The organism is Kribbella sp. NPDC051587, assembly GCF_044453945.1.
Taxonomy (GTDB): Bacteria; Actinomycetota; Actinomycetes; order Propionibacteriales; family Kribbellaceae; genus Kribbella.
In genome coordinates this window covers 182,800-207,448 of sequence record NZ_JBITDE010000006.1, presented here as the reverse complement: position 1 = coordinate 207,448, position 24,649 = coordinate 182,800, and the positions used below count along the sequence as shown (strand labels likewise).

General features: G+C 67.1%; 25 protein-coding genes. 13 read left to right on the top strand and 12 right to left on the bottom strand.

Going from position 1 to position 24,649, the window contains the following annotated elements:
* The first annotated feature begins 18 nt into the window (after positions 1-18).
* The 4 genes from ACIA49_RS22930 to ACIA49_RS22915 all read left to right on the top strand — a co-directional run bounded on the left by ACIA49_RS22930 (position 19) and on the right by ACIA49_RS22915 (position 3,466).
* Positions 19-1,038, top strand: a complete 1,020-nt coding sequence (locus ACIA49_RS22930; protein ID WP_396379329.1) for an energy-coupling factor ABC transporter permease — start codon at positions 19-21, stop codon at positions 1,036-1,038.
* Positions 1,035-1,793 (top strand): cobalt ECF transporter T component CbiQ, encoded by a 759-nt coding sequence (gene cbiQ / locus ACIA49_RS22925; protein ID WP_396379328.1) that lies wholly within the window; start codon positions 1,035-1,037, stop codon positions 1,791-1,793. Before ACIA49_RS22930 ends, cbiQ begins: the two co-directional genes overlap by 4 nt.
* Positions 1,790-2,563 carry an energy-coupling factor ABC transporter ATP-binding protein gene (locus ACIA49_RS22920; protein ID WP_396379327.1) on the top strand — a complete coding sequence of 258 codons (774 nt, stop codon included), beginning with the start codon at positions 1,790-1,792 and terminating at the stop codon, positions 2,561-2,563. The genes cbiQ and ACIA49_RS22920 overlap by 4 nt, the downstream gene beginning before the upstream one ends.
* A 117-nt stretch (positions 2,564-2,680) precedes the next feature.
* Positions 2,681-3,466 (top strand): SGNH/GDSL hydrolase family protein, encoded by a 786-nt coding sequence (locus ACIA49_RS22915; RefSeq protein WP_396379326.1) that lies wholly within the window; start codon positions 2,681-2,683, stop codon positions 3,464-3,466.
* A 504-nt stretch (positions 3,467-3,970) separates the two neighbouring features.
* On the opposite strand, the gene ACIA49_RS22910 is transcribed toward ACIA49_RS22915, so the two are convergent.
* The 3 genes from ACIA49_RS22910 to ACIA49_RS22900 are packed head-to-tail and all read right to left on the bottom strand — an operon-like array spanning position 3,971 to position 5,652.
* On the bottom strand, positions 3,971-4,771 hold the full coding sequence (locus ACIA49_RS22910; RefSeq protein ID WP_396379324.1) for an alpha/beta fold hydrolase: 801 nt from the start codon (positions 4,769-4,771) through the stop codon (positions 3,971-3,973).
* Positions 4,772-4,808: 37 nt separating this feature from the next.
* Complete coding sequence (locus ACIA49_RS22905) at positions 4,809-5,315, bottom strand: SRPBCC family protein (RefSeq protein ID WP_396379322.1); 507 nt, start codon at positions 5,313-5,315, stop codon at positions 4,809-4,811.
* A gap of 1 nt (position 5,316) precedes the next feature.
* Entirely contained in the window at positions 5,317-5,652 is a 336-nt protein-coding gene (locus ACIA49_RS22900) for an ArsR/SmtB family transcription factor (RefSeq protein WP_396379320.1), read from the bottom strand.
* 110 nt (positions 5,653-5,762) lie between these two features.
* Between ACIA49_RS22900 and ACIA49_RS22895 the strand changes: the two genes are divergently transcribed.
* Positions 5,763-6,506, top strand: coding sequence for a maleylpyruvate isomerase family mycothiol-dependent enzyme (locus tag ACIA49_RS22895; protein ID WP_396379319.1), 744 nt, complete (start codon positions 5,763-5,765; stop codon positions 6,504-6,506).
* A 7-nt stretch (positions 6,507-6,513) separates the two neighbouring features.
* On the opposite strand, the gene ACIA49_RS22890 is transcribed toward ACIA49_RS22895, so the two are convergent.
* The gene (locus ACIA49_RS22890; RefSeq protein ID WP_396379318.1) at positions 6,514-8,766 is read right to left on the bottom strand and encodes an ATP-binding cassette domain-containing protein; all 2,253 of its coding nucleotides are present in this window, start codon (positions 8,764-8,766) and stop codon (positions 6,514-6,516) included.
* A 107-nt stretch (positions 8,767-8,873) separates the two neighbouring features.
* Between ACIA49_RS22890 and ACIA49_RS22885 the strand changes: the two genes are divergently transcribed.
* The 4 genes from ACIA49_RS22885 (at position 8,874) to ACIA49_RS22870 (ending at position 13,130) form a co-directional block, all read left to right on the top strand.
* Entirely contained in the window at positions 8,874-9,923 is a 1,050-nt protein-coding gene (locus ACIA49_RS22885; RefSeq protein ID WP_396379317.1) for a LacI family DNA-binding transcriptional regulator, read from the top strand.
* An 89-nt stretch (positions 9,924-10,012) separates the two neighbouring features.
* Entirely contained in the window at positions 10,013-11,314 is a 1,302-nt protein-coding gene (locus tag ACIA49_RS22880; RefSeq protein WP_396379315.1) for an extracellular solute-binding protein, read from the top strand.
* Positions 11,315-11,373: 59 nt separating this feature from the next.
* Positions 11,374-12,252, top strand: a complete 879-nt coding sequence (locus tag ACIA49_RS22875; RefSeq protein WP_396379313.1) for a carbohydrate ABC transporter permease — start codon at positions 11,374-11,376, stop codon at positions 12,250-12,252.
* Complete coding sequence (locus tag ACIA49_RS22870; protein WP_396379312.1) at positions 12,249-13,130, top strand: carbohydrate ABC transporter permease; 882 nt, start codon at positions 12,249-12,251, stop codon at positions 13,128-13,130. Before ACIA49_RS22875 ends, ACIA49_RS22870 begins: the two co-directional genes overlap by 4 nt.
* Positions 13,131-13,782: 652 nt before the next feature.
* On the opposite strand, the gene ACIA49_RS22865 is transcribed toward ACIA49_RS22870, so the two are convergent.
* The 7 genes from ACIA49_RS22865 to ACIA49_RS22835 all read right to left on the bottom strand — a co-directional run bounded on the left by ACIA49_RS22865 (position 13,783) and on the right by ACIA49_RS22835 (position 20,510).
* A complete protein-coding gene (locus ACIA49_RS22865) occupies positions 13,783-14,238 on the bottom strand; it encodes a carboxymuconolactone decarboxylase family protein (protein WP_396379311.1) in 456 nt (151 codons plus the stop codon).
* Between the two features lie 31 nt (positions 14,239-14,269).
* Positions 14,270-15,046 carry a sugar phosphate isomerase/epimerase family protein gene (locus tag ACIA49_RS22860; RefSeq protein ID WP_396379310.1) on the bottom strand — a complete coding sequence of 259 codons (777 nt, stop codon included), beginning with the start codon at positions 15,044-15,046 and terminating at the stop codon, positions 14,270-14,272.
* Positions 15,046-15,870 carry a carbohydrate ABC transporter permease gene (locus ACIA49_RS22855; protein ID WP_396379309.1) on the bottom strand — a complete coding sequence of 275 codons (825 nt, stop codon included), beginning with the start codon at positions 15,868-15,870 and terminating at the stop codon, positions 15,046-15,048. The genes ACIA49_RS22860 and ACIA49_RS22855 overlap by 1 nt, the downstream gene beginning before the upstream one ends.
* A complete protein-coding gene (locus ACIA49_RS22850; protein WP_396379308.1) occupies positions 15,860-16,804 on the bottom strand; it encodes a carbohydrate ABC transporter permease in 945 nt (314 codons plus the stop codon). Before ACIA49_RS22850 ends, ACIA49_RS22855 begins: the two co-directional genes overlap by 11 nt.
* A 3-nt stretch (positions 16,805-16,807) precedes the next feature.
* A complete protein-coding gene (locus tag ACIA49_RS22845) occupies positions 16,808-18,115 on the bottom strand; it encodes an ABC transporter substrate-binding protein (protein ID WP_396379307.1) in 1,308 nt (435 codons plus the stop codon).
* 19 nt (positions 18,116-18,134) lie between these two features.
* On the bottom strand, positions 18,135-19,238 hold the full coding sequence (locus tag ACIA49_RS22840; RefSeq protein ID WP_396379306.1) for a mandelate racemase/muconate lactonizing enzyme family protein: 1,104 nt from the start codon (positions 19,236-19,238) through the stop codon (positions 18,135-18,137).
* Positions 19,239-19,472: 234 nt separating this feature from the next.
* Positions 19,473-20,510 carry a hydroxyacid dehydrogenase gene (locus ACIA49_RS22835; RefSeq protein WP_396379305.1) on the bottom strand — a complete coding sequence of 346 codons (1,038 nt, stop codon included), beginning with the start codon at positions 20,508-20,510 and terminating at the stop codon, positions 19,473-19,475.
* Between the two features lie 96 nt (positions 20,511-20,606).
* On the opposite strand from ACIA49_RS22835, the gene ACIA49_RS22830 reads away from it, so the two are divergent.
* The 4 genes from ACIA49_RS22830 (at position 20,607) to ACIA49_RS22815 (ending at position 23,635) form a co-directional block, all read left to right on the top strand.
* Positions 20,607-21,488 (top strand): LysR substrate-binding domain-containing protein, encoded by an 882-nt coding sequence (locus ACIA49_RS22830; RefSeq protein ID WP_396379304.1) that lies wholly within the window; start codon positions 20,607-20,609, stop codon positions 21,486-21,488.
* Positions 21,489-21,505: 17 nt separating this feature from the next.
* The gene (locus ACIA49_RS22825) at positions 21,506-22,471 is read left to right on the top strand and encodes an SDR family NAD(P)-dependent oxidoreductase (RefSeq protein WP_396379303.1); all 966 of its coding nucleotides are present in this window, start codon (positions 21,506-21,508) and stop codon (positions 22,469-22,471) included.
* An 11-nt stretch (positions 22,472-22,482) separates the two neighbouring features.
* A complete protein-coding gene (locus tag ACIA49_RS22820; RefSeq protein WP_396379302.1) occupies positions 22,483-23,271 on the top strand; it encodes a putative protein N(5)-glutamine methyltransferase in 789 nt (262 codons plus the stop codon).
* A gap of 61 nt (positions 23,272-23,332) precedes the next feature.
* A complete protein-coding gene (locus tag ACIA49_RS22815) occupies positions 23,333-23,635 on the top strand; it encodes a hypothetical protein (RefSeq protein WP_396379301.1) in 303 nt (100 codons plus the stop codon).
* Positions 23,636-23,730: 95 nt separating this feature from the next.
* Here ACIA49_RS22815 and ACIA49_RS22810 read toward each other — a convergent pair whose 3' ends face one another.
* Entirely contained in the window at positions 23,731-24,621 is an 891-nt protein-coding gene (locus tag ACIA49_RS22810; protein WP_396379300.1) for a helix-turn-helix transcriptional regulator, read from the bottom strand.
* Between the last annotated feature and the right edge of the window lie 28 nt (positions 24,622-24,649).

The window sequence follows — 24,649 nt, the reverse complement described above, 5'->3', positions numbered from 1 at the left end:
AGGACGAAGAATGACGGCGTGCATGTTCCTGATGGGTTCTTCGACGCCCCGACCTCCATCGCCACCGGCCTGATCGCGGCCGGTGCGGTCGGCTTCAGCCTCCAGCGGGCCAACCGCGAGATCCGCGAGACGGGTCCCGCGCTGGCCGGGCTGACCGCCGCGTTCGTCTTCGCCGTCCAGATGGTGAACTTCCCGGTCGGTGCCGGCACCAGCGGTCACCTGCTCGGTGGTGCACTGGCTGCCGCGCTCGTCGGCCCGTGGACCGCCGTACTGGTGATGTCGACGGTGCTGCTGGTGCAGGGGCTGTTGTTCGCCGACGGTGGGCTGACTGCGCTGGGCACGAACATCACGTTGATGGGGCTGATCACGGTCCTGGTCGGGTACTTCATCACGCGGGCGCTGCTTCAGGTTCTGCCGCGCCGGACGGGGAGCGTCGTACCGGCGACGACCGTTGGTGCGCTGGTGTCGGTTCCGGTTGCTGCGCTGGCGTTTACGGGCCTGTACGCGATCGGAGGTGCGGTCGACATCCCGCTCGGCAAGCTCGCCACCGCGATGGTCGGTTGGCACATCCTGGTGGGAATCGGTGAGGCGGTTATCACTGCCGCCGTACTGGGTGCTGTCGTCGCGACGCGGCCGGACCTCGTGTACGCCGCTCGCCATCTGCAGCAGGAGCTGGTGCTGGTCGATGCCGATGGCAACACTTCCACTGTGTCGCCGGATACGCCGATCGCCGCCAAGCCTGCTGGTCGGTCGTTCGGTATCGGGATCGCCGTGACGCTGGTCGTTGCCGGTGGGGTGAGCTTGTTCGCCAGCGCGCATCCTGACGGGCTCGAGTTCGTCGGCGCCAAGCTCGGCTTCGAGTCTGCGGCCAAGCACTCGGCGGTCGCGAGTAGCCCGTTGGCCGACTACGGCGTCAGCGGGATCGGGAACACCCAGGTGTCCGGCGCGCTCGCCGGGATCATCGGCGTACTGGTCACGATCGCCGTGGGGCTGGCCATCGCCAAGATTGCTTCGCTGCGCACGAACAAAGCCTCGTGAGCGGAGACGGCCTGCTCGTCGCGGTGGACAGCAAGGTTCACCGGATTCCGGCGCAGGTGAAAGTCGTCGCCCTCTTCGTCTTCGTCCTCGCCGTCGTCTCCACCCCGGCCGCGCACTTCTGGGCCTTCGCCCTGTACGCCGCTTTGCTCGTGGGCGCGCTCGTGGTCGCGAAGCTCCCGATGCCCGTGGTCTCGCGACGGCTGGCCGTGGAGACGCCGTTCATCGTGTTCGCGCTGCTGCTCCCGTTCGTCGCGACCGGCCCGACGGTCGACGTACTGGGCGTGCACTTGTCGCAGTCCGGCGTACTGGGTGCTTGGAACGTGCTGGCCAAAGGCACGCTCGGAGTCCTCGCAGCAATCTTGCTGTCGGCCACGACTGGGCCGCGCGAGCTGCTTGCCGGTCTCGAGCGGCTGCGGTTGCCATCGACACTCGTGGCGATCCTGTCGTTCATGGTCCGTTACCTGAGTGTGGTCTCCGACGACCTGCACCGGATGCGGATCGCCCGGGAGTCCCGCGGGTACGTCGGCGGCCGAGCCGGGCACCTGAAGGCGATCGCCGGGGGAGTGGGCGCGCTGTTCGTGCGCAGCTTCGAGCGTGGTGAGCGCGTGCACCTGGCGATGCGATCGCGCGGGTACAACGGGCGGATGCCCCTGCTCGGTGAGGTCGGCGCGACGCGAGCGCAGTGGATCGAGGGGCTGACGATCTCCCTGGCGGCGGTCGCCGTCGCGATGGCGGCTAGGGTTGTCAGCTTGTGAGCGGTCCTGCGATTCATGTCGAGCGTCTCGTCTTCGCCTACCCGGACGGACGGCAGGCCCTGTTCGGCGTCGACTTCACCGTCGAACGTGGCGAACGCGTCGCGCTGCTCGGCCCGAACGGCGCCGGCAAAACCACCCTGGTCCTGCATCTGAACGGGATCCTGGGGTCGGTCGCCGGTGGTTCGGGGAGCGGGCGGATCGAGATCGGCGGGACCGGGCTGCACCGCGAACATCTGCCGGTGATCCGGCGGAAGGTCGGGCTGGTCTTCCAGGATCCGGATGACCAGCTGTTCATGCCGACCGTGCGTGATGACGTGGCGTTCGGTCCGGCGAACCTCGGTCTGCGCGGCGTTGAGCTCGAGGATCGGGTGCGCGAGGCGCTCGTCCAGGTCGGCATGCAGGATCACGCGGATCTCGCGCCGCACCATCTCTCGTACGGCCAACGCCGCCGGGTAGCGGTCGCGACCGTGCTCGCGATGCGGCCCGAGGTGCTCGTGCTGGATGAGCCGTCGAGCAACCTGGACCCGGCCAGCCGGCGCGAGCTCGCCGACATCCTGACCGGCCTCGACGTGACCCTGCTGATGATCACCCACGACCTCCCGTACGCGCTCCAGCTGTGTGAGCGCAGCCTGCTCATGGACAGCGGCCGGATCGTCGCGGACGGCCGGACCCGGGACCTGCTCGGCGACGCCGACCTGATGAGCGCGCACCGCCTCGAGCTCCCGTACGGGTTCGATCCGCTCTCGGTCCCCGGCCCTGAAGGCCGCTGACCTACTCCAGAAATACCCCGCCAGTTTCTTACCAAGACCTTGTCTGTTACCCGCGAGTCGGCCATCGTGACTTTGAGTACTGCAGTCGCCACCCCTCGCACACAAGGCGGTCCGCCCATGAAGTCCATCGCCAGCCTGTTGTCCGCCGCGGCCCTCGGCGCCGTGGTCCTGCTCAGCCCAACGGTCGCCCACGCCGCGGTCAACTACGTCGCCCTCGGGGACTCCTACGCCTCCGGAGTCGGCACCCGCACCTACATCTCCAGCAGCGGCTCGTGCCAGCGCTCGGTCAAGGCCTACCCGTACCTCGACGCTGCCCGGCTCGGCGCGAACCTCACCTTCGTCGCCTGCTCCGGCGCCCGCGTCGCCGACGTCACGGCCAACCAGCTCAGCGCCGTGACGAGCGCCGCCAACCGCATCACCGTCCAGGTCGGCGGCAACGACGCAGGCTTCTCCTCGGTGATCACCGAATGCGCCAAGCCCGCCTGGCTCGGCGACTGCACCACCGCGATCAACAACGCCACCGCCACCATCAACAACACGATCCCCGCTCGCTTGAACGGCCTCTACGCCGCCATCAAGAGCCGCGCCTCATCGGCCCGAGTGATCGTCGTCGGCTACCCACGCCTCTTCAACGGCACCGACTGCAACGCCGGCACCTTCTTCAGCCCCGACGAAATGACCCGCCTCAACGCCACCGCCGACCTCCTCAACTCCAAGATCGCCGCAGCCGCCGGCGCCGCCGGCTTCGCCTTCGTGAACCCGACCACCGCCTTCATCGGCCACTCCGTCTGCGGCAACCCCGAATGGATCAACGGCCTGTCCAACCCGGTCAGCGAGTCCTACCACCCCAACGTCACCGGCCAAGCCCAATACGCCAACCTAGTAGCCCCCACCCTCAAATAACCCCACCACCTCCCACCCCACCCCACCCCGCCGTACCGGCCCCATCACCTACCGCCCCGCTCACCCCGCCGTACCGGCGCCCGCCCCCGCCGTACCGGCGCCCGCCGTTGGGCGAACCCTCCAGCTCAGGGGATATCCACTCAGCTGGAGGGTTGCCCATCGAAAATCTCAGGGGGCAACCCTCCAACTCAGCGGGCAACCCGGACCGGCCGCGAGCACGTGGGGCGCGCTTTGTGCACGCATCAACGGTGGTGCGGGCGGCGAGGTGGTTGAGGGGTGCTCAAGGTGGTGTGGTGGGACTTTGTGCACGCATCGACCACTTCGCGTGCGGTGAGGTGGTTGGGGGGGGTGCTCAAGGTCGTGGGGTGGCCGCACTTTGTGCACTGATCGACCACTTCGCGCGCCGCGAGGTGGTCGAGCGGTGTTCAAGGTGGGTTCAAGGTGGGTTCCGGCGTGAGGACATCCCGCGGGCCGGCCATCCGTCCGGCGAAGCTGCTGCATGACTCAGGCGTTGAAGAAGCGGGTGATGACTGGGGCGACGGCCTCTGGGTCGGCGACGTGTCCCTGGTGGGGGATGATCGCGCGCTCGGCTCCGGGGATGGCGGCGGTGACCGCGTCGGCGGCCGTGTCGAAGAATCCGGTGCCCAGGCCGGCCATCGTGTCGTCGGTGGTGCCGCCGGTGGCCATCAGGACCGGCTGCGTGATGGAGGCCAGCCGGTCGGTTGGCGGGGTGCCGTCGCCAAGACATGCCGCGTCGTAGGCCAGGGTGTGCGCGACGGCGACCGAGCCGGCCCACATCGGCGAGTTGTGCGCCTGCGCGATCGCCTCCTCAGGCGCGCCGGCCAACCGCATGAACAACCGCATGGCGTCGTCCCGGCGGTCGTCGGCCAGCAGCGACTGCACCTTCTCGGTGTACTCGAGGTGACGTTCCCTGGCCCCCTCGGACACGTCGTAGGGCACCTCGTAGGCGGCGACCTTGGCGATCGGCAGGCCTGCGGCGGCGGCCTCCAGGGCCAGCGCCGCGCCCGAGGACACGCCGTACAGGTACGCCGTGCCGCCGGCTTCGTCGATCAGGGCCGCGATGTCCTCGAACTCGCGTTCCAGGGCGTAGGGCATGGTGTCTGTGCTGTCGCCGCGGCCCCGACGGTCGTAGTTGTACACGGTGAAATGCTTGGCCAGCACCGGAGCCAGTGGGGCGTTCTCCGACCGGTCGACGATGCCGCCGCCGACCAGGATCACCGCCGGACCTTCTCCGAACCGCTCGTACGCGATCGACGTTCCGTCTTTCGACGTGACCCGCTGCATCGAATCCTCCTTGTCGTATGACAGACCCGCCACGGGTTCAGCCCATCAGGGAGATGGCGAGTTCCTCGAGCAGGTTCATCTGCTCCTGCATGCCGATCTCCATACCGGACTGGATGATCGTGTCGCGCAGTTCCTTGGTGCCGCACTGCATCAGCAGGGTGAGCGTGGTGCGCCCGTCGCGTTCGCTGAAGGTGGTGGTGGTGACCGGCGCGTCGGCGTCGGACCCGGGGGCGTCCGGCGTCTCGAACATTTCGGTGTTGACGATCCGTTCGTTGGGCACGATCTCCAGGAACTCGCCGTGGAAGGCCATCTCGCCGTGGCCGGCGGCCATCACATACCGCCACCTGCCGCCGACCCGCAGGTCGATCTCGACACTGCGCATGCTGCCGCGGTGACCGCTCCAGAACTGTGCGACCAGCTCCGGCGTGGTCCACGCCCGGTACACCAGATGCTTGGGCGCGTTGAACTCCCGGGTGATCAGGATCTGATCGTCCGCCGGCAGGCTGACTACCGCGGTCCCCTTGCTGCTTGTGGTGCCGGCCATCTCACTTCTCCTCGTTCTTGAGTTCTTCCAACACGGCGTCCAGCCGCTCGAACCGCTCCGACCAGGTGCGTTCGTACCGCGTGACCCAGTCATGGATCGGTTTCAGTGCCTGCCCGTTGAGCCGGTACAGCCGCTGCCGCCCGTCATCACGCACCTCCACCACCCCCACCTCGCGCAGAACCCGCAAGTGCTTGGACACCTGTGGCTGGGCCAGCCCCAGTACACGCACCAGGTCGTTGACCGGCCGTTCCCCGTCGATGAGGGCATCGAGGATCTGCCGACGCCTCGGTTCGGCCACCGCGTTGAACGCGTCCGTCGTCGTTGCTGCTCGTGCCACACTTGAATCATATACCCATATGGGAATGCGTCAAGCTCGGCCGAGCAGCTGTTGAACCTTTTGGGGGTGGTGGGGCGTGGACTGGGGACGGGTGATGGAAGGGGAGCCGGATGGTGAATTACGGGCTGGACTTGTCGGGCGTGGATCTTGATGCGGCGCTGGTGGATCTGGTGGCTGAGGGCGATCGGCTTGAGGCGGTCGTTGCGGGGGAGAGGGATTGGTCGCCGGGTACGCCGGCGGTGGGGTGGACGGTTGCGCACCAGATCGCGCATCTCGCCAAAGCCGATACGAACGTACTGATCGCGCTGAAAGACCCCGCGTCGTTCGCAAACGTCGGCACGGACGCCGATGGTGATGCTGCGGTGGGAGCAGCTCAGCCGCGGGAGGTGCTGTTGGAGCAGTGGCGGACTGGGCGCGTGGAGTTGTCGGAGGCGCTGGGCGAATTGCCGGCGGACCGCGCGTTTCCGTGGTTCGGGTCGGAACTGAACGCGCAGTTGATGATTTCGCTGCGCCTCATGGAGACATGGGCCCACGGGCAGGACATCTACGACACCTTGGGTATCGAGCACGAACCGACCCGCGGACTTGAACATGTGGCTGCGCTGGGAGTGGCTGGTCGTGAGATGTCGTTCGCGGTCGCACAACTCGCCGTACCGGCTGAGCCGTTCCGGGTTGAGCTGACCGGGCCTGGCGGTGGCAGTTGGGGTCCGGAGGATGCAGAGCAGCGGATCGAGGGGAGTGCGCTCGACTTCTGTCTCCGGGTGACCCACCGAAGGGATCGCGCGCAGACCGACCTCAAGGCAGTCGGGGAAGACGCGGACAGCTGGCTGGACGTTGCCCGCGTCTTCCTCTGATTAACAGCTACTGGATGTACGAGCGGAGGTGTTCCGCGGTCAGTGTCGGGCTGCTCTCGACGAGGTCAGCCGGCGTACCGGTGAAGACGACCTGACCGCCGTCGTGGCCGGCGCCTGGCCCGATGTCGATCAGCCAGTCGGCATGCGCCATGACCGCTTGGTGGTGTTCGATCACGATCACTGTGTTGCCGTCGTCAACCAGTTTGTCGAGCATCGTGAGGAGCGCGTCGACGTCGGCCAGGTGCAGCCCGGTCGTCGGCTCGTCGAGGATGTAGATCGAACCGCTCTTGCCCATGTTGATCGCGAGCTTCAGCCGCTGCCGCTCACCACCGGAGAGCGTGGTCAGCGGCTGCCCGAGCCCGATGTACCCGAGCCCCACCGACGACAACCGATCGAGGATCGTCCGCGCTGGACCCTTCACGAAGAACTCGCGCGCCTCGGTGACGGTCATCCGCAGGACCTCGCTGATGTTCTTCCCGCGCAGCTTGTACGCGAGCACCTCAGCCGTGAACCGAGCTCCGTTGCAGACATCGCAGACCGAGCCGACCTCACCCATCATCGCCAGATCGGTGTAGACCAGCCCGATCCCCTTGCAGGACGGGCAGGCACCGACGGAGTTGGCGCTGAACAGTCCCGGCTTCACCCCGTTCGCCTTCGCGAACTCGGCCCGGATCGGGTCGAGCAAGCCCGTGTACGTCGCTGGATTGCTGCGCTTGGACCCGCGAATCGGTTCCTGACCAGCCACGATCACCCCCGGCCGACCAGCCAACGACCCGTGGATCAATGAACTCTTCCCCGACCCAGCCACACCAGTGACGACGGTCAGCACCCCGAGCGGGACCTCGACACTGACGTCCCGCAGGTTGTGCAGGTTCGCGTGCTCGATCGACAGCTGCCCGGTCGGACGCCGTACGTCGTCCCTCACACCAACCCGGTGATCCAGGTACCGACCGGTGAGCGTGCCGGACTTCTTCAAACCCTCGAGGTCACCCGAGTAGCACAGCCGCCCACCCGACATCCCGGCTCCCGGTCCGAGGTCGACCACGTGGTCGGCGATCCGGATCGTCTCCGGCTTGTGCTCGACGACCAGGACGGTGTTGCCCTTGTCGCGGAGCTGAACCAGTAGGTCGTTCATCCGCTGGATGTCGTGCGGATGCAGCCCGACCGTCGGCTCGTCGAAGACGTAGGTGACATCGCTCAGACTCGACCCGAGGTGCCGGACGAGCTTCACCCGCTGCGCCTCACCACCGGACAGCGTGCCCGATTCACGGTCGAGGCTGAGATAACCCAGCCCGATGGTGACCATCGAGTCGAGGGTCTGCCGCAATCCGTCGACCATCGGACCGACCTCGGTGTTCTCGACGCCGGCCACGAACTTGGCCAGGTCGCTGATCTGCATCGCGGAGCACTCACCGATCGTGCGCCCGTTCACCGTGACCGACCGGGCCGTCTCGTTCAGCCGGGAACCACCGCACTCCGAACAGACGTCCTGTTTCACCGCCCGCTCGGCGAAGGCCCGCGCCTGGCTCTGCATGGCGTCGATGTCCTTGCCGATGTACTGGCGCCGGACCTTCGCCGCGAGGCCTTCGAAGGTCATGCTGTGCTGGCCGACCTTCACCTTCGTCGGTTCCTGGTAGAGGAACCGCTGCCAGTCGTCGGGGGAGTAGTCGCGCAGCGGCAGGTCGGGATCGAACAGCCCGGTCTTCGCGTACCCCTGCCACCACCAGGTGTCGACGGCATAGCCGGGCGCTGTGATCGCGCCCTCGTTCAGGCTGAGCGAGCGGTCGACGAGCTCGTCGACGACGAGCTCGGTGGTCCGGCCGAGGCCTTCGCAGGCCGGGCACATCCCCTCGGCCAGGTTGAAGCTGAAGGCGCCGGCTCCGCCGATGTGCGGCGTACCGGCGCGGCTGAACAGGATGCGCAGCATGGTGTGTGCGTCGGTCGCGGTGCCGACCGTGGAGCGGGAGTTGGCCCCGATCCGCTCCTGGTCGACGACAATGGCAGCGGACAGGTTGCGCAGGGCGTTCACCTCGGGCCGGGCCAGGCTCGGCATGAAGTTCTGGATGAACGCGGTGTAGGTCTCGTTGATGAGGCGCTGGGACTCGGCGGCGATGGTGTCGAAGACGAGTGAGGACTTGCCCGATCCGGAGACTCCGGTGAACACGGTCAGGCGGCGTTTGGGGATGTCGAGCGACACTCCGGCGAGGTTGTTCTCCCGGGCACCACGGACTTCGATCACGTCATGGCTATCAGCAAGCATCCTTCAATCCTCCCATTGAACCGCCGATGAAGACTTTGGCCGGAACGTGATCGCTGACCACCCCGGAAAAGTTTCGACAGGGCATGAAGGGTGTGAGAATGTCCGGCATGCGTGCCACCGTGAAAGACGTCGCGAAACTGGCCGGGGTCTCCCCGAAGACGGTCTCCAATGTCATCAACGGTGTGGTGTTCGTCCGGCCGGAGACCCGGGCCCGGGTCGAGCAGGCGCTGAGCGAGCTCGACTACGTACCGAACATGAGCGCCCGCGGCCTGCGCAACGGCCGGACCGGCATGATCGCCCTGGCCTTGCCGGACCTGCTCCGGCCGTACTCGGCCGAGATCGTGCACCTGGTCGTCGAGCTCGCCCACGAGCGCGGCTGGGGTGTGCAGATCGAGCAGACCGCGGCCGAGCCCAGGCGTGAGTTCGAGCTGTTGTCGAAGGCTCGCGCGTACCTGGTCGACGGCCTGATCCTCAACCCGGTGAACCTCGACGACAGCGCCGTACTGTCGGCCGGCCCGCTGCCACCGCTGGTTCTGATCGGCGACGTCGACCAGGACCTGGTCAGCCAGGTGGCGATCGACAACGCCGCCGCGGCCCGCGACATGACCCGGCACCTGATCGCGAAGGGCTGCCGCCGGATCGCCGCCGTCGGTACGCCGGAAATCCCGCGCGGCTCGAGTGGCGCCGGCGTACTGGGTGGAGCAGCAGAAGCACCCGGTACGGCGGCATCCCGGCTGCGGACCGCCGGCTATCGCGCTGCGCTCGAGGAAGCCGGCATCCCGAACGATCCGGCCCTGGAGATCGGCCTCGACCGCTGGCGTCCCGAGGGCGCAGCCACCGTGGTCGGCAAGTACCTGGCCGACCACCAGCTCCCCGACGCGTTCTTCTGCTTCACCGACACCCTCGCCTCCGGCGCCCTGTCCGCGCTGTGGGGCGCGGGCGTCGCCGTACCGGGTCAGACTCTGGTCGCCGGCTTCGACAACGTGCTGGAGAGCCAGTTCATGATCCCGCCGCTGACCACGGTCGACTTCGACCGGCGCGCGTTCGTCAGCGCGGCCCTGGAGCTCCTGGAGGAGCGGATGGCCGACAAGAACGCCGCCCCGCGCCGCGTGATCGTCCCGCACCGCATCATCGAGCGGGTCAGCACCACCCGCTGACAAGACACATTCCGGCAAAAACAAACACAAACACTTGTCAACGCATTCCAACGATGTAATCATCCAGGGGCCCTGCGAAGGAGACCTGAATGAGTGCGTTGGACCAGCATTTCTCCCGGCGCCGGTTGCTCGGGACGGCGGCAGCGATCGCCGGTGGCGGTGTCCTGCTCGGATGCTCACCCGGAGCGTCCCGGTCGGCCGCCGACCTCAGCTACTGGCACCTGATGACCGGTGGAGACGGGATCGTGATGGCCGGCCTGGTGGACGCCGTCAACGCCCAGAACCTCGGCTTCCATGCGACCCAGACGGTGCTGGCCTGGGGCCCGCCGTACTACACCAAACTGGCGATGGCCTCGGCCGGCGGCCGTGCACCCGATCTCGCGATCATGCACGCGTCACGGATCGCCGGATACGCGCCCGGCGGCCTGCTCGAGCCGTGGGACCTCGACCTGCTGGCCGAGGTGGGCCTGCACGAGAGCGACTTCCCGCCGCTGGTGTGGCAGAAGGGCCTGTACGACGGGAAGCTGTACTCGATCGCCCTCGACACGCATCCCTTCGTGCTCTACTACAACACCGAGCACGCGGAGAAGGCCGGAGTCACCGACGACCTGCACACGCTGAAGTCCCCCGAGGAGTTCACCGAGGTCGCGCGCAAGCTCCAGAAGGTCACCGGCAAGCACGGACTCTCGTACGGCTACCTCGGCGACGGCTCGCAGATGTGGCGGCTGTTCTACACGTTCTACCGGCAGCAGAACGCCGAGATGAAGCTCGTGCCCGGCCAGCAGGCGCAGGTCGACGAGGCCGCGGCGGTCAAGGCGCTCAAGTTCGTGCAGTCGTTGCTCGACGACACGATCGCCACCAAGGCCGGCGACGGCGGTACGGCGACCAGCGAGTTCCTGCATGCGGAGAGCGGAATGCTGTTCGGTGGTGTCTGGGAGCTGCCCCCGATCAAGGATGCGAAGCTGCCGTTCGACGCGATCCCCATTCCAACGTTGTTCGGGACCGACGCGGCGTACGCGGACTCGCACACGTTCGTGCTCCCACGGCAGTCGAAGATCGATCCGGTACGGCGTAAGCACACGTACCAACTGGTCGCGGAGATCCTCAAGCGCTCGGTGAAGTGGGCCGGTGCCGGCCACATCCCGGCGTACCAGCCGGTGGTGAAGAGCTCGGAGTACCAGGCACTGAAGCCGCAGTCGAACTACGCGGGGATCCCGGAGTACGTGAACTACGACCCGGACGCGTGGTTCGGCGGCGCGGGCAGTGACTTCCATCGGTACTTCGCCGAGAACGTGCAGAACGTCTTCCTCGGCAGCGGGGATCCCGCCGCCGGGTTCGAGGGCTTCGTGAAGCGGCTGAACGTGCTGCTCGACCGTCCGCAGCCGCTGTGAGCGGGGTCGCGGTGCAAGAGGCCGACGTGAAGGGGGCCGCTGTGAAAGGGGATGGAAAGATGTCGACCACCCGGCGCGGGGAGCACCTGACCGGATGGGCGTTCGCGGCACCGTTCGCCGTACTGTTCGTCCTCTTTCTCGTGGTGCCCGCGGTCTACGGTCTCTACCTCAGCTTCACCGGGGAGACGCTGACCGGATCCGGTGGCTCGGTGATCGGTTTCGCGAACTACGCCGAGGCGCTGACCGACCCGGACATGTGGCATTCGCTCGGAAACACCTTGTGGTTCACGGTCTTGAGCACGGTGCCGCTGGTGATTCTGTCGCTGGCGTTCGCGTTGCTGGTGAACCTCGGGTTGCCGGGGCGCTGGTTGTGGCGGTTGTCGTTCTTCCTGCCCTACCTGCTCGCCTCGACGGTCGTGGTGATGTTCTGGTCGTGGATGTACAACCCGAAGCTGGGACTGATCAACGGCGTCCTGGCCGAGTTCGGGATCGGGCCGGTGGCGTGGTTGCAGGATCCGAAGGTCGCGATGATCTCGGTGGTCATCACCACGTTGTGGTGGACGATCGGCTTCAACTTCCTGCTCTACCTGGCCGCGTTGCAGAACATTCCGGAGCAGCAGTTCGAGGCGGCTGCGATCGACGGCGCGGGTAAGTGGCGGCAATTGTTCTCGATCGTGATCCCGCAGTTGGCGCCGACGACCGGATTGATCCTGACGCTGCAGATTCTCGCGTCGCTGAAGGTCTTCGACCAGATCTACATGCTGACCAACGGCGGGCCGGCCGGTTCGACGCGTTCACTCGTGCAGTACATCTACGAGTCCGGCTTCACCGGCTACCGCTTCGGTTACTCGTCAGCGATCTCGTACCTGTTCTTCGCGATCATCGTGCTGGTCTCACTGGCGCAGTACAAGCTGATCAACCGCAGGAGTGCCGCATGAGTTCCTACACGTTGTCCCGAGGGATCAAGCAGGGACACAAGCCGGGAGAGAATCCGTGGAGTGTCTCGCGGATGGTTGCCCTGCTGGTGCTGGCCTTCCTGGCCGCGACCTGGCTGGTTCCGTTCGCGTGGTCGGTGCTGACATCGCTCAAGAGCGAGGCGGACGCCGGCGCTTCGTCGATCAGCCTGAATCCGCCGGATGGCTTGGGATTCGAGGCCTATCGCAAGGTGCTCGCGGCGGGCGACATCCCGGCCTGGGCATGGAACAGCCTGCTGACCTCGGTCGCGATCACCTTGATCACGGTCGCGACGTCGGCGCTGGCCGGCTACGCTTTCTCGCGCGTCGACTTCCGGGGCAAGCGGTGGTTGTACGCCGCGATCATTGCGGCGATCATCATTCCGCCGCAGTTGCTGATCGTCCCGCTGTTCCGGCAGATGCTGGCCTTCAACCTGGTCGACACCTATTGGGGAATCATCCTGCCGCAGGCGTTCGCACCGGCGATGGTGCTGATCCTGAAACGTTTCTTCGACCAGATCCCGGTCGAGCTCGAGGACGCGGCGCGGGTGGACGGCGCGAACCGGCTGCGGGTGTTCTGGTCGATCGTGCTGCCGTTGTCCCGCCCGATCCTGGCGGCGGTCGCGATCTTCGTGTTCATCGGTGCCTGGAACAACTTCCTCTGGCCATTCATCGTGACCACCGACGCCGACCTGATGACGTTGCCGGTCGGCCTGCAGACCGTGAAGAGCGCGTACGGCTTGCAGTACGCACAGAACATGGCCTCGGCGATCCTCGCCGCATTACCGCTCGTAGTGGTCTTCCTGTTCTTCCAGCGCCAGATCATCAAAGGCATTGCGACGACCGGATTCGGTGGCCAGTAAGGCAAAGCGCAACGTTTACGTGACGCGACAACGTCCGCACGATTACTGGACAACGGTTCCGGAACGCGGGATTCCTGAACTCATCCCTTGAAAACCTCGTCACTCTCAGCAAGGCTTCACGGATCACTTCCGCGTCGTATCCGGGAGCGGGCATGACGGGGGAGTGTGTGGCCACGTGAGACACGCGGCCACGCCAATCCGCCCTCGGGGGTAATAACGACAAGAAGGGGGACGTGTGTCAGCGATGACAAGGCTCGTCGAGCAGTGCCGTGATGTGAGGAGTCACGGCAACGAAGGTCTCGGACGGGCTTCGATCCAACCGGCGGTCTGCAGCGGCATCCACGAGGTGACCTCGTCGATTCCGTCGGTTCAGCCGCGACGCGTGGCCTTGCTCAGACTGAGTAGCGGTCTGACCACCACGCTGCGTCTCGACGAAGGTGCCAAGGCACCGGAGCGGGGCGCGACTGTGTACGTCCGGGGTGGCCGGGGGATGGGCGACGCGCCTGTCTCAGGTGGGGTCATCCTCGCGTCGGCTCACCCCAGCTGACCACGAGTCAGCTGACAACATGGTCCAGGCCACTGGACTGAATCAGTGACTCGCCGGTCTCAGGTCCCAACGCCGAGCTGAGGCCGGCAAGTCCCTGCCGAGGTCCTACCAGGTCTGGCCCGCGGGCGTACGCGTCACCGCGTTGAATCGGTTGAACATGTTCGTCAGACCGATCATCAGCAGAATCGCGGACAGCTGCTTCTCGTCGAAGTGCTCGGTAGCAGCTGTCCACGTCGGGTCCGACACCGCATCGCCGCGGTCGGCGATGCGGGTCGCCTCCTCGGCCAGCGCGAGTGCGGCGCGCTCGGCGTCGGTGAACAGGTCCGATTCGCGCCAGGCCGCGACCTGGTGCAGGCGTTCGTCGGTCTCGCCGTTCTTCAGCGCCGACTTGATCCCGCCGTACACGCAGGCCGAGCAGCCGTTGATCTGGCTTGCCCGCAGGTGCACGAGCTCCAGCACCGGACCCGGCGCTCCGCCTTGGTAGACGGCCTTGAAGATGTTCTGGATGCCCTTCATGGCGTCCGGCAGCAGCACGGTCGGGTTGGGCATGCGAGCAGTCATGGGAGGTACTCCTGGTTCCGTTGTGGTGTCTTCACTCCCTCGACGGATCCCGGCCCCAGGATGTGACAGCGGCCCGCAGATCTTTCCGGACGCGTTCCTCGACCGATACGGTCAGGTCCGAATACTGCGCCGTCAGACAGATCGGTCCGTCGTAGTCCGCCTTCACCAGAGCAGCGTGTACGGCGTTCCAGTCGGCCAACCCGTCGTCGGCCTGGCCGAACTGGGTCTTCCAGCCCTCGTCGGTCTCGACGTACTTGGCGTTCTTCAGGTTGACGATGCCGAGCCGATCGGCGCCGAGCTCGATCGTCACGGCCGGATCGTCACCGGCCAGGGCGTCGTGGGCCGCATCCCAGACCAGCTTGAACCGATCCGGTAGTCCCTCCAGCAACTGGAGCACACCAAGCGTCGACGGGATGAACTTGCCGTGATGCGGCTGCACGCCGACCTGGACGTCATACCGCTCAGCCAGTACGACGGACTCCTCGAGCTGCGCGCGATTCCGCCGTACCGAGGCTGTGTAGCCGTCGGGACCGAGCGGCGCCATGATCCGGATCATCGGTACGCCGGCTGCCGCGCAGGCGGCGAAGACCGGTTCGGTGAGATCGGAGGCGACGCTGATCGGCTCGATGCCCTCGTCGCGGAGCTGCTTGGTGAACGTGGGCAGCTCGGCCTCGGCCGTCGCCGTCGTGACGTAGGCCGTGTCCCGGACCGGGACCTCGGCGCCGGCGAACCCGAGTCCGGCGATCAGCCGGCCGAGCTCGTCGCCGGGCAGACCGGCCCACGGTTTGGTGAAGACGGACCAGATCATCAACGGCCTCCCAGCCCACTCATGGTGATACCTCGGACGAACCAGCGCTGTGTCAGGAAGAACAACACGATCAGCGGGACGGTGGTGACGGTCGCGGCCATCAGCAGCAGGTTCCACTGAGTGCCGTTGGTGTCCTGGAACACTTGCAGCCCGACTGACGCCGTACGGGTCGCGTCGCTGTTGGAGATGACGAGCGGCCAGAGCAGGTTGTTCCACTGACCGATGAACTTGAAGACTGCCAGGGTCGCGATCGCCGGTACGGCGAGGGGCACGATCACTCGGACGAACGCCTGCCAGCGGTTCGCGCCGTCGAGGCGAGCCGCTTCCTCGTAGTCGCGGGGGATACCGAGGAAGAACTGGCGCAGCAGGAAGACGCCGATCGCGGTGAACGCGTGCGGCAGGATCATCCCGGGCCAGGTGTCGATGCCGTGCAGTTTCGCCACCAGGACGAACTGCGGGATCAGAGTGACCTGCGACGGGATCATCAGCGTGGCCAGGTAGATGCCGAACAGCCAGGTGCGGCCGGGGAAGTTCAGCCGGGCGAACGCGTACGCCGCGAGGGCCGCCGTCACGGTCTCCAGCAGGGTGGTGCCGGCGGCGAAGTAGATGGTGTTGAGCAGGTACTTGCCGAGCGGCACGAGTTCGAAGGCGCGGGTGAGGTTCTCCGGGTGCCAGCTGCTCGGCCAGAACGACGGCTTGGCCGCCATCGACTCGGCGTCGGACTGGAACGCGACCAGCACCATCATCACGACGGGGACGAGGGTGAGCGCGGTGACGACGAAGCAGGTGAAGACCACGAGCTTCTTGCGGACGTCAGTTGTCATAGTGCACCAGCTTTCGCTGCATGGTGAACTGGGCCGCGGTGATCAGCACGATGAACGCGAACAGCACCAGCGACTGGGCGGCGGCGTACCCCTGGTCGTAGTTCTCGAAGCCGGTCCGGTAGATGTACATGACGAGGGTGGTCGTGCGGGTGCCTGGACCGCCGTTGGTCATGATCAGCGCCTGGTCGAAGACCTGGAACGAGCCGATGATCGAGGTGACGATCACGAAGAACAGTGCCGGTGACAGCATCGGGAGCGTGACGTTGCGGAGGGTCTGCCAGCTCGTCGTACCGTCGACCCGGGCCGCTTCGTAGAGCTGTTGCGGGATGGCCTGCAGACCGGCCAGGAAGACCACCATGCCGAAGCCGAAGCTCTTCCAGACGCTCATCAGGATCAGTGCGGGCATCGCCCAGTTGTCCGAGATCAGCCACTGCGGTCCGTCGATCCCGAACCATCCGAGCACGGCGTTCACCAGGCCGTCGTGCGGGATGTAGAGCCAGATCCAGACGAACGCGACCGCCACCGTGATCGTTGCGTACGGCAACAGCAGCAGCGAGCGGAAGACCGCGATGCGCTTGAGCCCTTGGTTGAGGAGCAGCGCGAGCAGGAGGCTGACCAGGATGGTCAGAGGGACGCTCACGAGCGTGAAGTACGCCGTGTTGCCGAGCGCGGACCAGAAGGTCGGGTCAGGTCCGAGTCGCGCGAAGTTGCGCAGGCCGACCCATTTGGGTGGGCTGAACAGGTTCCAGTCCAGGAGCGAGATGACTCCGGCCGCGACGACGGGGCCGGCGGTGAAGATCAGGAAGCCGATCAGGCTGGGCAGGATGAACAGCCAGGCGGTGAGCGACTCGCGGTTGCGCCACCTGGGTGTGGGCCTGGACGTTGGCGTCAGCGTCGGTGTGGCGGCTGCGAGTGGTGCGGTGTCGACGGCCATGGGTCACCCCTTCCTGGCCGTGGCTTGGCGGACGGTGTCCTGGTGCTGACGCATCAGGATGTCCAGGCGTGGAGTGAGGCCGGCGATCGCCTCGCTCACGGTCACCTGGCCGAGGAACGTGCGCGGGAGGTCCTGGCCGAGCAGCTGCTTGACCTGGTTCCAGTTCGTGGTGACGTCGAAGGGGTGACCGCCGGCGACCTTGCCGGCCAGGATGTCCTGGACGATGCCGAGGTTGTCCGGCGGTGGCTGGAACGCGCTGCCGGCGCTGAGCCGGGCCGGGTTGTTCCGGCCGGCCTTGGCGTAGATGTCGAGGGCACCGGTGCTGGTGAGTGTCTTGAGCAGCTTCCACGCGAGGTCGAGCTCGGCGCCCTCGCGTACCCCCGATGGAATTCCGAAGCTGGATCCGGACACTCGCGGCGTGCTGCCGGCATCTCCGGCCGGGAACGGGATCACGTCCCAGTCGAACTTCGCCTTGCGGGCGTTGACGACCTGCCACGGGCCGTTCTGCATGAAGGCGACGTTGCCCTGGATGAAGTTGGCCAGCGAACTCTCGGTGACCAGGTTCTTGATCGGCGGCGTCACCTTGTCCTTGACGAACAGGTCGATGACGAACTGGATCGCCTTCATCGCCTCGGGCGCGTTGAGCGTGCTGCGGTCGGCCGCGGCGTTCATCACGTTGCCGCCGGCGCAGTAGATCCAGGAGACCAGGTCGTCGATCGCGGGCGCGCAGGTGAAGCCGTACTGGTCCTTGCCGGTCAGCTCCCTGGCCAGGTCGCGGAAGGTTGCCCACGGCATCGGTTCGGTGCGGGAGGGGAGCGGGATGCCTTGCTTCTGCAGCAGCGTCTTGTTGTAGAACATGACAGTCGGGGCGACGTCGAAGCCGATCGCGTAGGTCTTGCCGTTGAAGCTCGAGATCTGCCGGCTGGTCGGGTAGAAGTCGTCCAGGTGGAAGTCCGGGTCGGCCGCGATCAGGTCGTCGAGCGGCCGGTGCGCTCCGCGGGCGGCGTACGTCGGGATCAGGGTGCCGTTGATCGCGGTGACCAGGCTCGCGGTACCGCTGACGAGTTGCAGGTCGAGTTTGGTCGGGTAGCCGCTGGACGGAGTGAGGGTCGGGACCGACTTCACGCCGAGCTGTTGCTCGACGTACTGGCTGAAGTCGTCCCAGACCTTCTTCTCCGCGGCGCTGCTCGACCACATCGCCCAGGTCGCGGCGCCGCTGGGCGGACCGGTCGAGCATCCGGTGACGGCCGCCCCCAGGCCGGCCAGTCCGGTGAGTTCGAGAAAGCTGCGGCGGGACAGCTTGGCTGGCATAGCTCTCCTCAACGTCTCTTTAGTTGAAGGCGAGGTCGATGGATTCGGCGCGGATGCGCTCTTCGTCGACCTGTACGCCGAGGCCTGGGGCGGTGGGGACGGTTGCGACCGCCTTGGTGATGGTCAGTCCTTCGACATACAGGTCGGAGAGGAGCTCCGGCCCGTTCAGCTCGGCGGGCAGCGCGAGCTCGAGCTGGCTGAAGACGTGCAGCGCGGCAGCAAACGCGATCCCGCAGTCGGTGAGTCCGCTGGCCAGAATCTCGAGACCGCCGGAGAGCGCTGTCTGAGCGGTCTTGAGGGCGTTCCGCAGACCGCCCGACTTGCAGATCTTGACCACGACCAGGTCGGCCGCCTCGAGGCGGATCGCCCGGGCGAGGTCCTGGGCGGAGAAGCTGCCCTCGTCGATCGCGATGGGGAGGTCGATCAAGCCCCGCAGCCGCGCCATGGCCAAGGTGTCGGTGCTGGGCACCGGCTGCTCGACACAGTGGATGGTATGGACGTCGTGCGTGCGGTCGAGCAGTTGCTTGAGTGCGCTCGGGCGGTAGGACTGGTTGGCGTCCAACCAGAGCGGCTTGCCTCCGGCAACCTCCGCAACGGTTCGGATCGCCGCGGCATCCGCGTCCAGGTCGCCACCGATCTTCACCTTGTACGCCGCATAGTCCGCTGACTGGACGGCGTGCTCGCGGACGGTGTCCTGGTCGCCGACGCCGATCGCGGAACACAGTGGGATCTCGTCGTGGATCTTGCCGCCGAGGAGTGCGTGTACCGGGATCCCGGCGAGCTTGCCGGCCGCGTCGTGCATCGCGACGTCGACGGCGGCACGGGCGAACGGGAAGCCGTTGGAGACGGCGGGGCTCAGCCGCTTCGCCGCGCGCTGGTGGAAGAGCTCGACGTCGAACGGCGTGAGCTCGAGCAGGATCGGGGTGAGGTGCCGGCGGATGATCACCGCCATCGTCTCCGCGGTCTCGTAGCTCCAACTGGGGAGCGCTCTCTGCTCTCCCCACCCGACGACCCCGTCCTCGGTAGTCAGCTTCACGAAGATCACCGCGGCCGCCTGATCCGGTCTGCTGTCCGGTGCCCCCACCGCCCCGCTGCCCAGCACGAACTTCCGCGCAAACGGCACCGCGACCGGAAACACCTCAACCCGCCGAATCCGCCCCCCACCCCCAAGGGCCCCCACCCCTCCCAACCCCAAAGCTCCTGGGGCCGCCGATCCCGTCGTCCCCGGACCTGCCCGGCCTGGGCTCGTCGATCCCGACGCCATCACCTCTGGGCTTGCCGGGGGTGTGTGCGTTGGGGGTGTGCTCGTCGGGCTGGGGCTTGTGGCGGTTGGTTCTGTGCTCATGGGGTCGTCCCTTCAGGCCGCGATCGACCAAGTGGCCGGGTCGACGAAGCTTGGGCCGCGGGTGCCGTTGTCCAGCCACGCCAGGGCATCGCCGAGGACGTAGCCGGCGAGGGCGAGGTGACCTTCGACCGAGTCACCGGCGATGTGCGGGCTGAGCAACAGGTTCTCGGCCCGGAGAACGCTCTCTCCGAAGCTCGGCGGCTCGGGGTCGTAGACGTCCATCGCCGCGTACAGGCGGCCGTCGAGGACGTGGTCAAGGAGTGCCTGCTGGTCGATCGCCGGTCCGCGGGAGGAGTTGACCACGACCGAGCCGTCGGGGATCCGGCCGATCAGCTCGCGGGTGATCATGCCCTTGGTCTCCGGCACGTTCGGCACGTGGATCGTCAAGAAAGCGCTCTCTACCGTTTCTCCGAGCTCGGCCGTGCGTACTCCGAGCTGCGCAGCACGCTCGGCGCTCAGGTACGGGTCGTACACGACGATGTCGCAGCCGAAAGGCTTCAGCAGCGTGATCAGCGCGCGGGCGGTACTGCTCGCTCCGACGATGCCGACCTTCGCCCCGGCGACCTCATGACCGCGGAAACCGGACTGCTTCCACCCGCCGGCCCGGATCGCGCCGTCGAACCGGGGGAGTCGCCGCGCCAGCGTGAGCATCGCCGCGAGGCAGTACTCACCGACCGACCACGCGATCCGCGGCCCGGCCGAGAACACCGCGACTCCCTGCTCGAGGATGGCCGGGTCGATCAGGTTCTTCACCGTGCCGGCCGCGTGCGCGACCACCTTCGGCCCGGTTCCGTCGGACCACAGTTCCTTGCCGAGCGTCGGCGTACCCCAGCTCGTCAGTACAACGTCCGCACCCGCCACCAACTCGGGTACGGCGGCCGGGTCGAGCGCGGCCGGCTTCGCCGGGTCATCGGTACCGGCGAGGTGCTGCTCGGTCGCCCAGACCACCTCGAACCGCTCGTCGAGCAGGCGCCGCGTCGCGGCGTCCACCACATCGGCGGCCCGCGCCGGCGACATCAGCGCGGCCAGTCTCAGCCCAGAATTCGACACAGGGTCAGCTCCTCAGTTCCGTGGTGATCTCGACGGTAGGCGCTTTCCGTTATGCAGGTCCAAGCCCGATTTCGCATGAACCGATACCGTGCTGGCATGGATCTCTCGCTGCAGCAGCTCCGCGGGTTCGTCGCCGTCGCCGAGGAACTCCACTACGGCCGCGCGGCCCAGCGCCTGAACCTGACCCAGCCCCCGCTCACCCGGCAGATCCAGGGGTTAGAGCGCTCTCTCGGGGTCAAGCTGTTCGACCGGACCGGCCGGGGCGTGCGGATGACCGCGGCCGGCGACGCGTTCCTGGATCACGCTCGCCGCGTCCTCGCGCTGCTCGAGGTCGCCCCCGAGGCCGCGCGCCGCGCAGCTGACGGGATCACGGGAACGCTGCGGATCGCATTCACCGCGATCGGCGCGTACGCCGTACTGGCTGACTTCCTGACCACGGTCGCCAAGCACGCGCCGGCCGTGACGTCTGAGCTCACGGAGCTGGTCAGTCCGGATCAGTTCGAGGCGCTGGCGGACCTGAAGATCGACATCGGCCTGGTGCGGCCGCCGATCCCGGAGCAGTTCGCCTCGGTTCTGGTTCACTCCGAGGACCTGGTGCTCGCCGTACCGGAGAACCATCCACTGGCCGGCGGCGACGCCCCGGTGACGCTGGCCGATGTGACCGACGAATACATCGGGTACAGCCCGGAGGGATCGCAGTACCTGCATGACATCTGCGCGGCGATGATCGGCATGGATCGGTACGCCGTCAGTCAGTTGGCCTCGCAAGTCCCGACGATGCTCGCGTTGGTGCGGGCAGGGTTGGGGTGTGCGCTGATCCCGCGGTCGATCATGGCGATGCGCGTCGAGGGCGTGAGCTACCGTGAACTGGAGGCGGCTGACGCGCATTCGGTGACGCTGCACGCCTGCTGGAGTCCCGACAATCCGAACCCAGCTCTGCAACGCCTGACGGCAAGCTTGACTTCGAGTGCACTCTAGCTCGTAGTGTCGAAGGCATGACTGGACAGCACGCAATCGGTTCTGGGTTCGGGCACGACAGCACTGCGGACGAGGTCCTCGACGGTATCGATCTGACCGGCAAGCTGGCGGTGGTCACCGGTGGCTACTCCGGCCTCGGTCTGGAGACGACCCGCGCCCTGGCGAAGGCCGGCGCGCACGTGCTCGTCCCGGCTCGCCGCCCGGATATTGCCAAGACGGTGCTTTCTGAGATTGGGCTCTCCGAGATTTCCGGTGTAGAGATCGATGAGCTGGATCTCGGAGATCTCGACAGCGTCCGCGCGTTCGCCGACCGGTTCCTGGCCTCGGGCCGGAGCATCGATCTGATGATCGACAACGCCGCAATCATGGCCGCGCCGGAGACCCGGGTCGGTCCCGGCTGGGAGGCGCAGTTCGCGACCAACCACCTCGGTCACTTCACGCTCGTGAACCGGCTCTGGCCCGCGCTGGCCGCCGGCGGTGGCGCCCGGGTGATCTCGGTGTCGTCGAGCGGGCACCGGCGTTCGGACATCCGCTGGGACGACCTACAGTTCGAGCAGGGCTACGAGAAGTGGCAGGCCTATGGTCAGGCCAAGACAGCAAACGCTCTCTTCGCCGTGCAGCTCGATGCCCTGGGCAAGGATTCCGGTGTGCGCGCGTTCGCGTTGCACCCGGGCGGCATCCTGACTCCGCTGCAGCGGCACCTGGAGCGCGAGGAGATGGTCGGGCTCGGCTGGATCGATGCCGAAGGCAACCCGTTGAACCCGGGCTTCAAGTCGCCTGAGCAGGGCGCCGCCACCCAGGTCTGGGCAGCCACCTCACCGAAGCTCGAGGGTCTCGGCGGACTGTTCTGCGAGGACTGCGAGATCGCGGAGCTGTCCACCGACGACAGCCCGGGCGTGCGTCCGTACGCCGTCGACCCGGACTCCGCGGCCAGGTTGTGGACGGTCTCGGCGGAGCTGACCGGGGAGAACGCGTTCCGGTAGGGTCCTGCGCAGTGTCCGTTCCGCTTTCGCCTGTCGACCTCGGCGACCTCGTCAACCGCCTGCGCGCGGCCGGCTGCGTGTTCGCCGAGGACGAGGCCGCGCTGATCGTGGAGACCGCGCGGAACGCGGCCGAGCGCGAGGCGATGACGGTACGCCGGATCTCCGGCGTACCGCTGGAGTATGTCGTCGGCTGGGCGTGGTTCCGCGGTTTGCGGATCGCGGTCGATCCCGGGGTGTTCATCCCGCGTCGCCGTACCGAGTTCTTGGTCGAGCAGGCGCTGCGGGTGACCGCCTCGGGCGCCGTTGTGGTCGACCTCTGCTGCGGCGCGGGCGCCTTGGGCGCGGCAGTTGCCGCCGAGCGGCAGGTCTCGCTGTACGCGGCCGACATCGAGCCTGCCGCCGTCCGCTGCGCCGAGCGCAACCTCGCGCCCTGGCAGGGAGCGGTTTCTCAAGGCGATCTGTACGACGCTCTGCCGGCCGAGCTGCGAGGGCGGATCGACGTGTTGCTGTCGAACGTGCCGTATGTGCCGACCGACGAGATCCGCCTGCTGCCGCCCGAGGCACGGCTGTACGAGCCGCGCGTCACGCTGGACGGCGGCCCGGATGGATTGAGCACCTTCCGCCGGGTCGCCGCCGGTGCGGCCGAGTGGCTCGCACCGGGTGGGCATCTGTTCGTCGAGATGAGTGATCAGCAGGCTCCGCCGGCGCACGCGGTGCTGCTCGAGCACGGTCTGACCGCGGAGATCGCGGTCGACGACGAGCTCGGCGCGAATGTTGTCCACGGCACCTATCAGCCGTAGCTGCCCGGAGAGGCAAATCCACTCGCTCGCCTGCGGATCGCTCGCGATGATGCATCCCGTTATGGGTAAACACATCGCGTTCCTGACCATCCCGGCCGCCGGGCACCTCAATCCGACCCTCCCGCTGGTCGCCGAGCTGGTACGGCGCGGTCACCGCGTCACGTATGCGACCGGTCCGTCGTACCGGAGTGCCGTCAAGGCCGCAGGGGCCACCTTCGTCGAGCTGGACTGGATCCCGAAGCCGGTGAAGGTGTCACCCGGTGGTCAGACGACCGCGGATCTCAGCGCGATGCTGACCGGGTTCGTGCGGGCTTCGCGACCGGTGATGCCGACGACCGGCCGGACCTGTTCTGCTACGACATGATGACGTTCATCAGGTCGATGATGGCAGACAAACTCGGCCGGCGATCGGCGCCCGGGCCGCGACCTCGGAGTGGGAGCCGCCGACGCGATCGAGGCTCAGGTGAGCGTCTGAGTCTCGGCCGCGGACTTCTCCTGGCCGGCCGCCCACGACGCCAAGAGCGCTAGTCCGTCCGCGGCCGCGGTACCGACGGGCGCGGTGTAGACGTTCAGGCGCAGGCCAGGATCGGCAGGCAGCTCCATCGACTCGACGTCCAGGTCCAGCCGGCCCACGACCGGATGGTGTAGACGCTTGCGTCCAGACCGGTGGAGCCTGACGTCCTGCGATGCCCACCGTTGCCGGAAGAGCTCACTCTGTGTTGACAACTCACCGACCAGGGCGATCAGGTCCTCGTCATGCGGAGTGCGTCCGGCCTCCAACCGGAGCTTCGCGGCGACATCGCGTGCGATGCGGTCGTAGTCGACGAAGAACGTCTGAGCCGATGCGGGATCCAGGTACACGAACCGTGCGGTGTTCGCCGGCCGTCGGGCCTCCGCCAGCACCGGTGAGTACAGTGCGCGAGCCAGTTGGTTGGTGGCCAGGACGTCGTACCGGCTGTTGCAGATCCAGGCCGGCGCATCGGTCATTGCCTCGAGCACCTGCTGCAGCGCCGGACGCACGGTCTCGGTGGGCCGTCGGCGGCGTGGACTGCGCGGCGACCCGGACTGCCGGGCAAGGTCGAACAGGTGATCGCGCTCAGCCTCGTCAAGCTGAAGGGCAACGGCCAGGGCGTCGAGTACGCCATCGGAGGCCCCGGCCAGGCCGCCGCGCTCCATCCGCACGTAGTAGTCGACCGATACGCCGGCCAGCAGAGCTACCTCTTCGCGACGCAGACCCTTCACCCGGCGGTTGCTGCCATAGGCGGGCAGCCCGGCCCGCTCGGGCGCGATCCGCGCGCGGCGCGAGCTCAGGAACTCCTTGATCTCTGTGCGCAGATCGATGGTCACCACGTCTCTACTCTAGGCCGGGGTCTGCAGG

Excerpts from the sequence above, each read along its gene's own strand:
- ACIA49_RS22915 (WP_396379326.1), top strand. The coding sequence starts at position 2,681 with ATGAAGTCCATCGCCAGCCTGTTGTCCGCCGCGGCCCTCGGCGCCGTG.
- ACIA49_RS22910 (WP_396379324.1), bottom strand. The coding sequence starts at position 4,771 with ATGCAGCGGGTCACGTCGAAAGACGGAACGTCGATCGCGTACGAGCGG.
- ACIA49_RS22905 (WP_396379322.1), bottom strand. The coding sequence starts at position 5,315 with ATGGCCGGCACCACAAGCAGCAAGGGGACCGCGGTAGTCAGCCTGCCG.
- ACIA49_RS22895 (WP_396379319.1), top strand. The coding sequence starts at position 5,763 with ATGGTGAATTACGGGCTGGACTTGTCGGGCGTGGATCTTGATGCGGCG.
- ACIA49_RS22890 (WP_396379318.1), bottom strand. The coding sequence starts at position 8,766 with ATGCTTGCTGATAGCCATGACGTGATCGAAGTCCGTGGTGCCCGGGAG.
- ACIA49_RS22885 (WP_396379317.1), top strand. The coding sequence starts at position 8,874 with ATGCGTGCCACCGTGAAAGACGTCGCGAAACTGGCCGGGGTCTCCCCG.
- ACIA49_RS22880 (WP_396379315.1), top strand. The coding sequence starts at position 10,013 with ATGAGTGCGTTGGACCAGCATTTCTCCCGGCGCCGGTTGCTCGGGACG.
- ACIA49_RS22875 (WP_396379313.1), top strand. The coding sequence starts at position 11,374 with ATGTCGACCACCCGGCGCGGGGAGCACCTGACCGGATGGGCGTTCGCG.
- ACIA49_RS22870 (WP_396379312.1), top strand. The coding sequence starts at position 12,249 with ATGAGTTCCTACACGTTGTCCCGAGGGATCAAGCAGGGACACAAGCCG.
- ACIA49_RS22865 (WP_396379311.1), bottom strand. The coding sequence starts at position 14,238 with ATGACTGCTCGCATGCCCAACCCGACCGTGCTGCTGCCGGACGCCATG.
- ACIA49_RS22860 (WP_396379310.1), bottom strand. The coding sequence starts at position 15,046 with ATGATCTGGTCCGTCTTCACCAAACCGTGGGCCGGTCTGCCCGGCGAC.
- ACIA49_RS22855 (WP_396379309.1), bottom strand. The coding sequence starts at position 15,870 with ATGACAACTGACGTCCGCAAGAAGCTCGTGGTCTTCACCTGCTTCGTC.
- ACIA49_RS22850 (WP_396379308.1), bottom strand. The coding sequence starts at position 16,804 with ATGGCCGTCGACACCGCACCACTCGCAGCCGCCACACCGACGCTGACG.
- ACIA49_RS22845 (WP_396379307.1), bottom strand. The coding sequence starts at position 18,115 with ATGCCAGCCAAGCTGTCCCGCCGCAGCTTTCTCGAACTCACCGGACTG.
- ACIA49_RS22830 (WP_396379304.1), top strand. The coding sequence starts at position 20,607 with ATGGATCTCTCGCTGCAGCAGCTCCGCGGGTTCGTCGCCGTCGCCGAG.
- ACIA49_RS22825 (WP_396379303.1), top strand. The coding sequence starts at position 21,506 with ATGACTGGACAGCACGCAATCGGTTCTGGGTTCGGGCACGACAGCACT.
- ACIA49_RS22815 (WP_396379301.1), top strand. The coding sequence starts at position 23,333 with ATGGGTAAACACATCGCGTTCCTGACCATCCCGGCCGCCGGGCACCTC.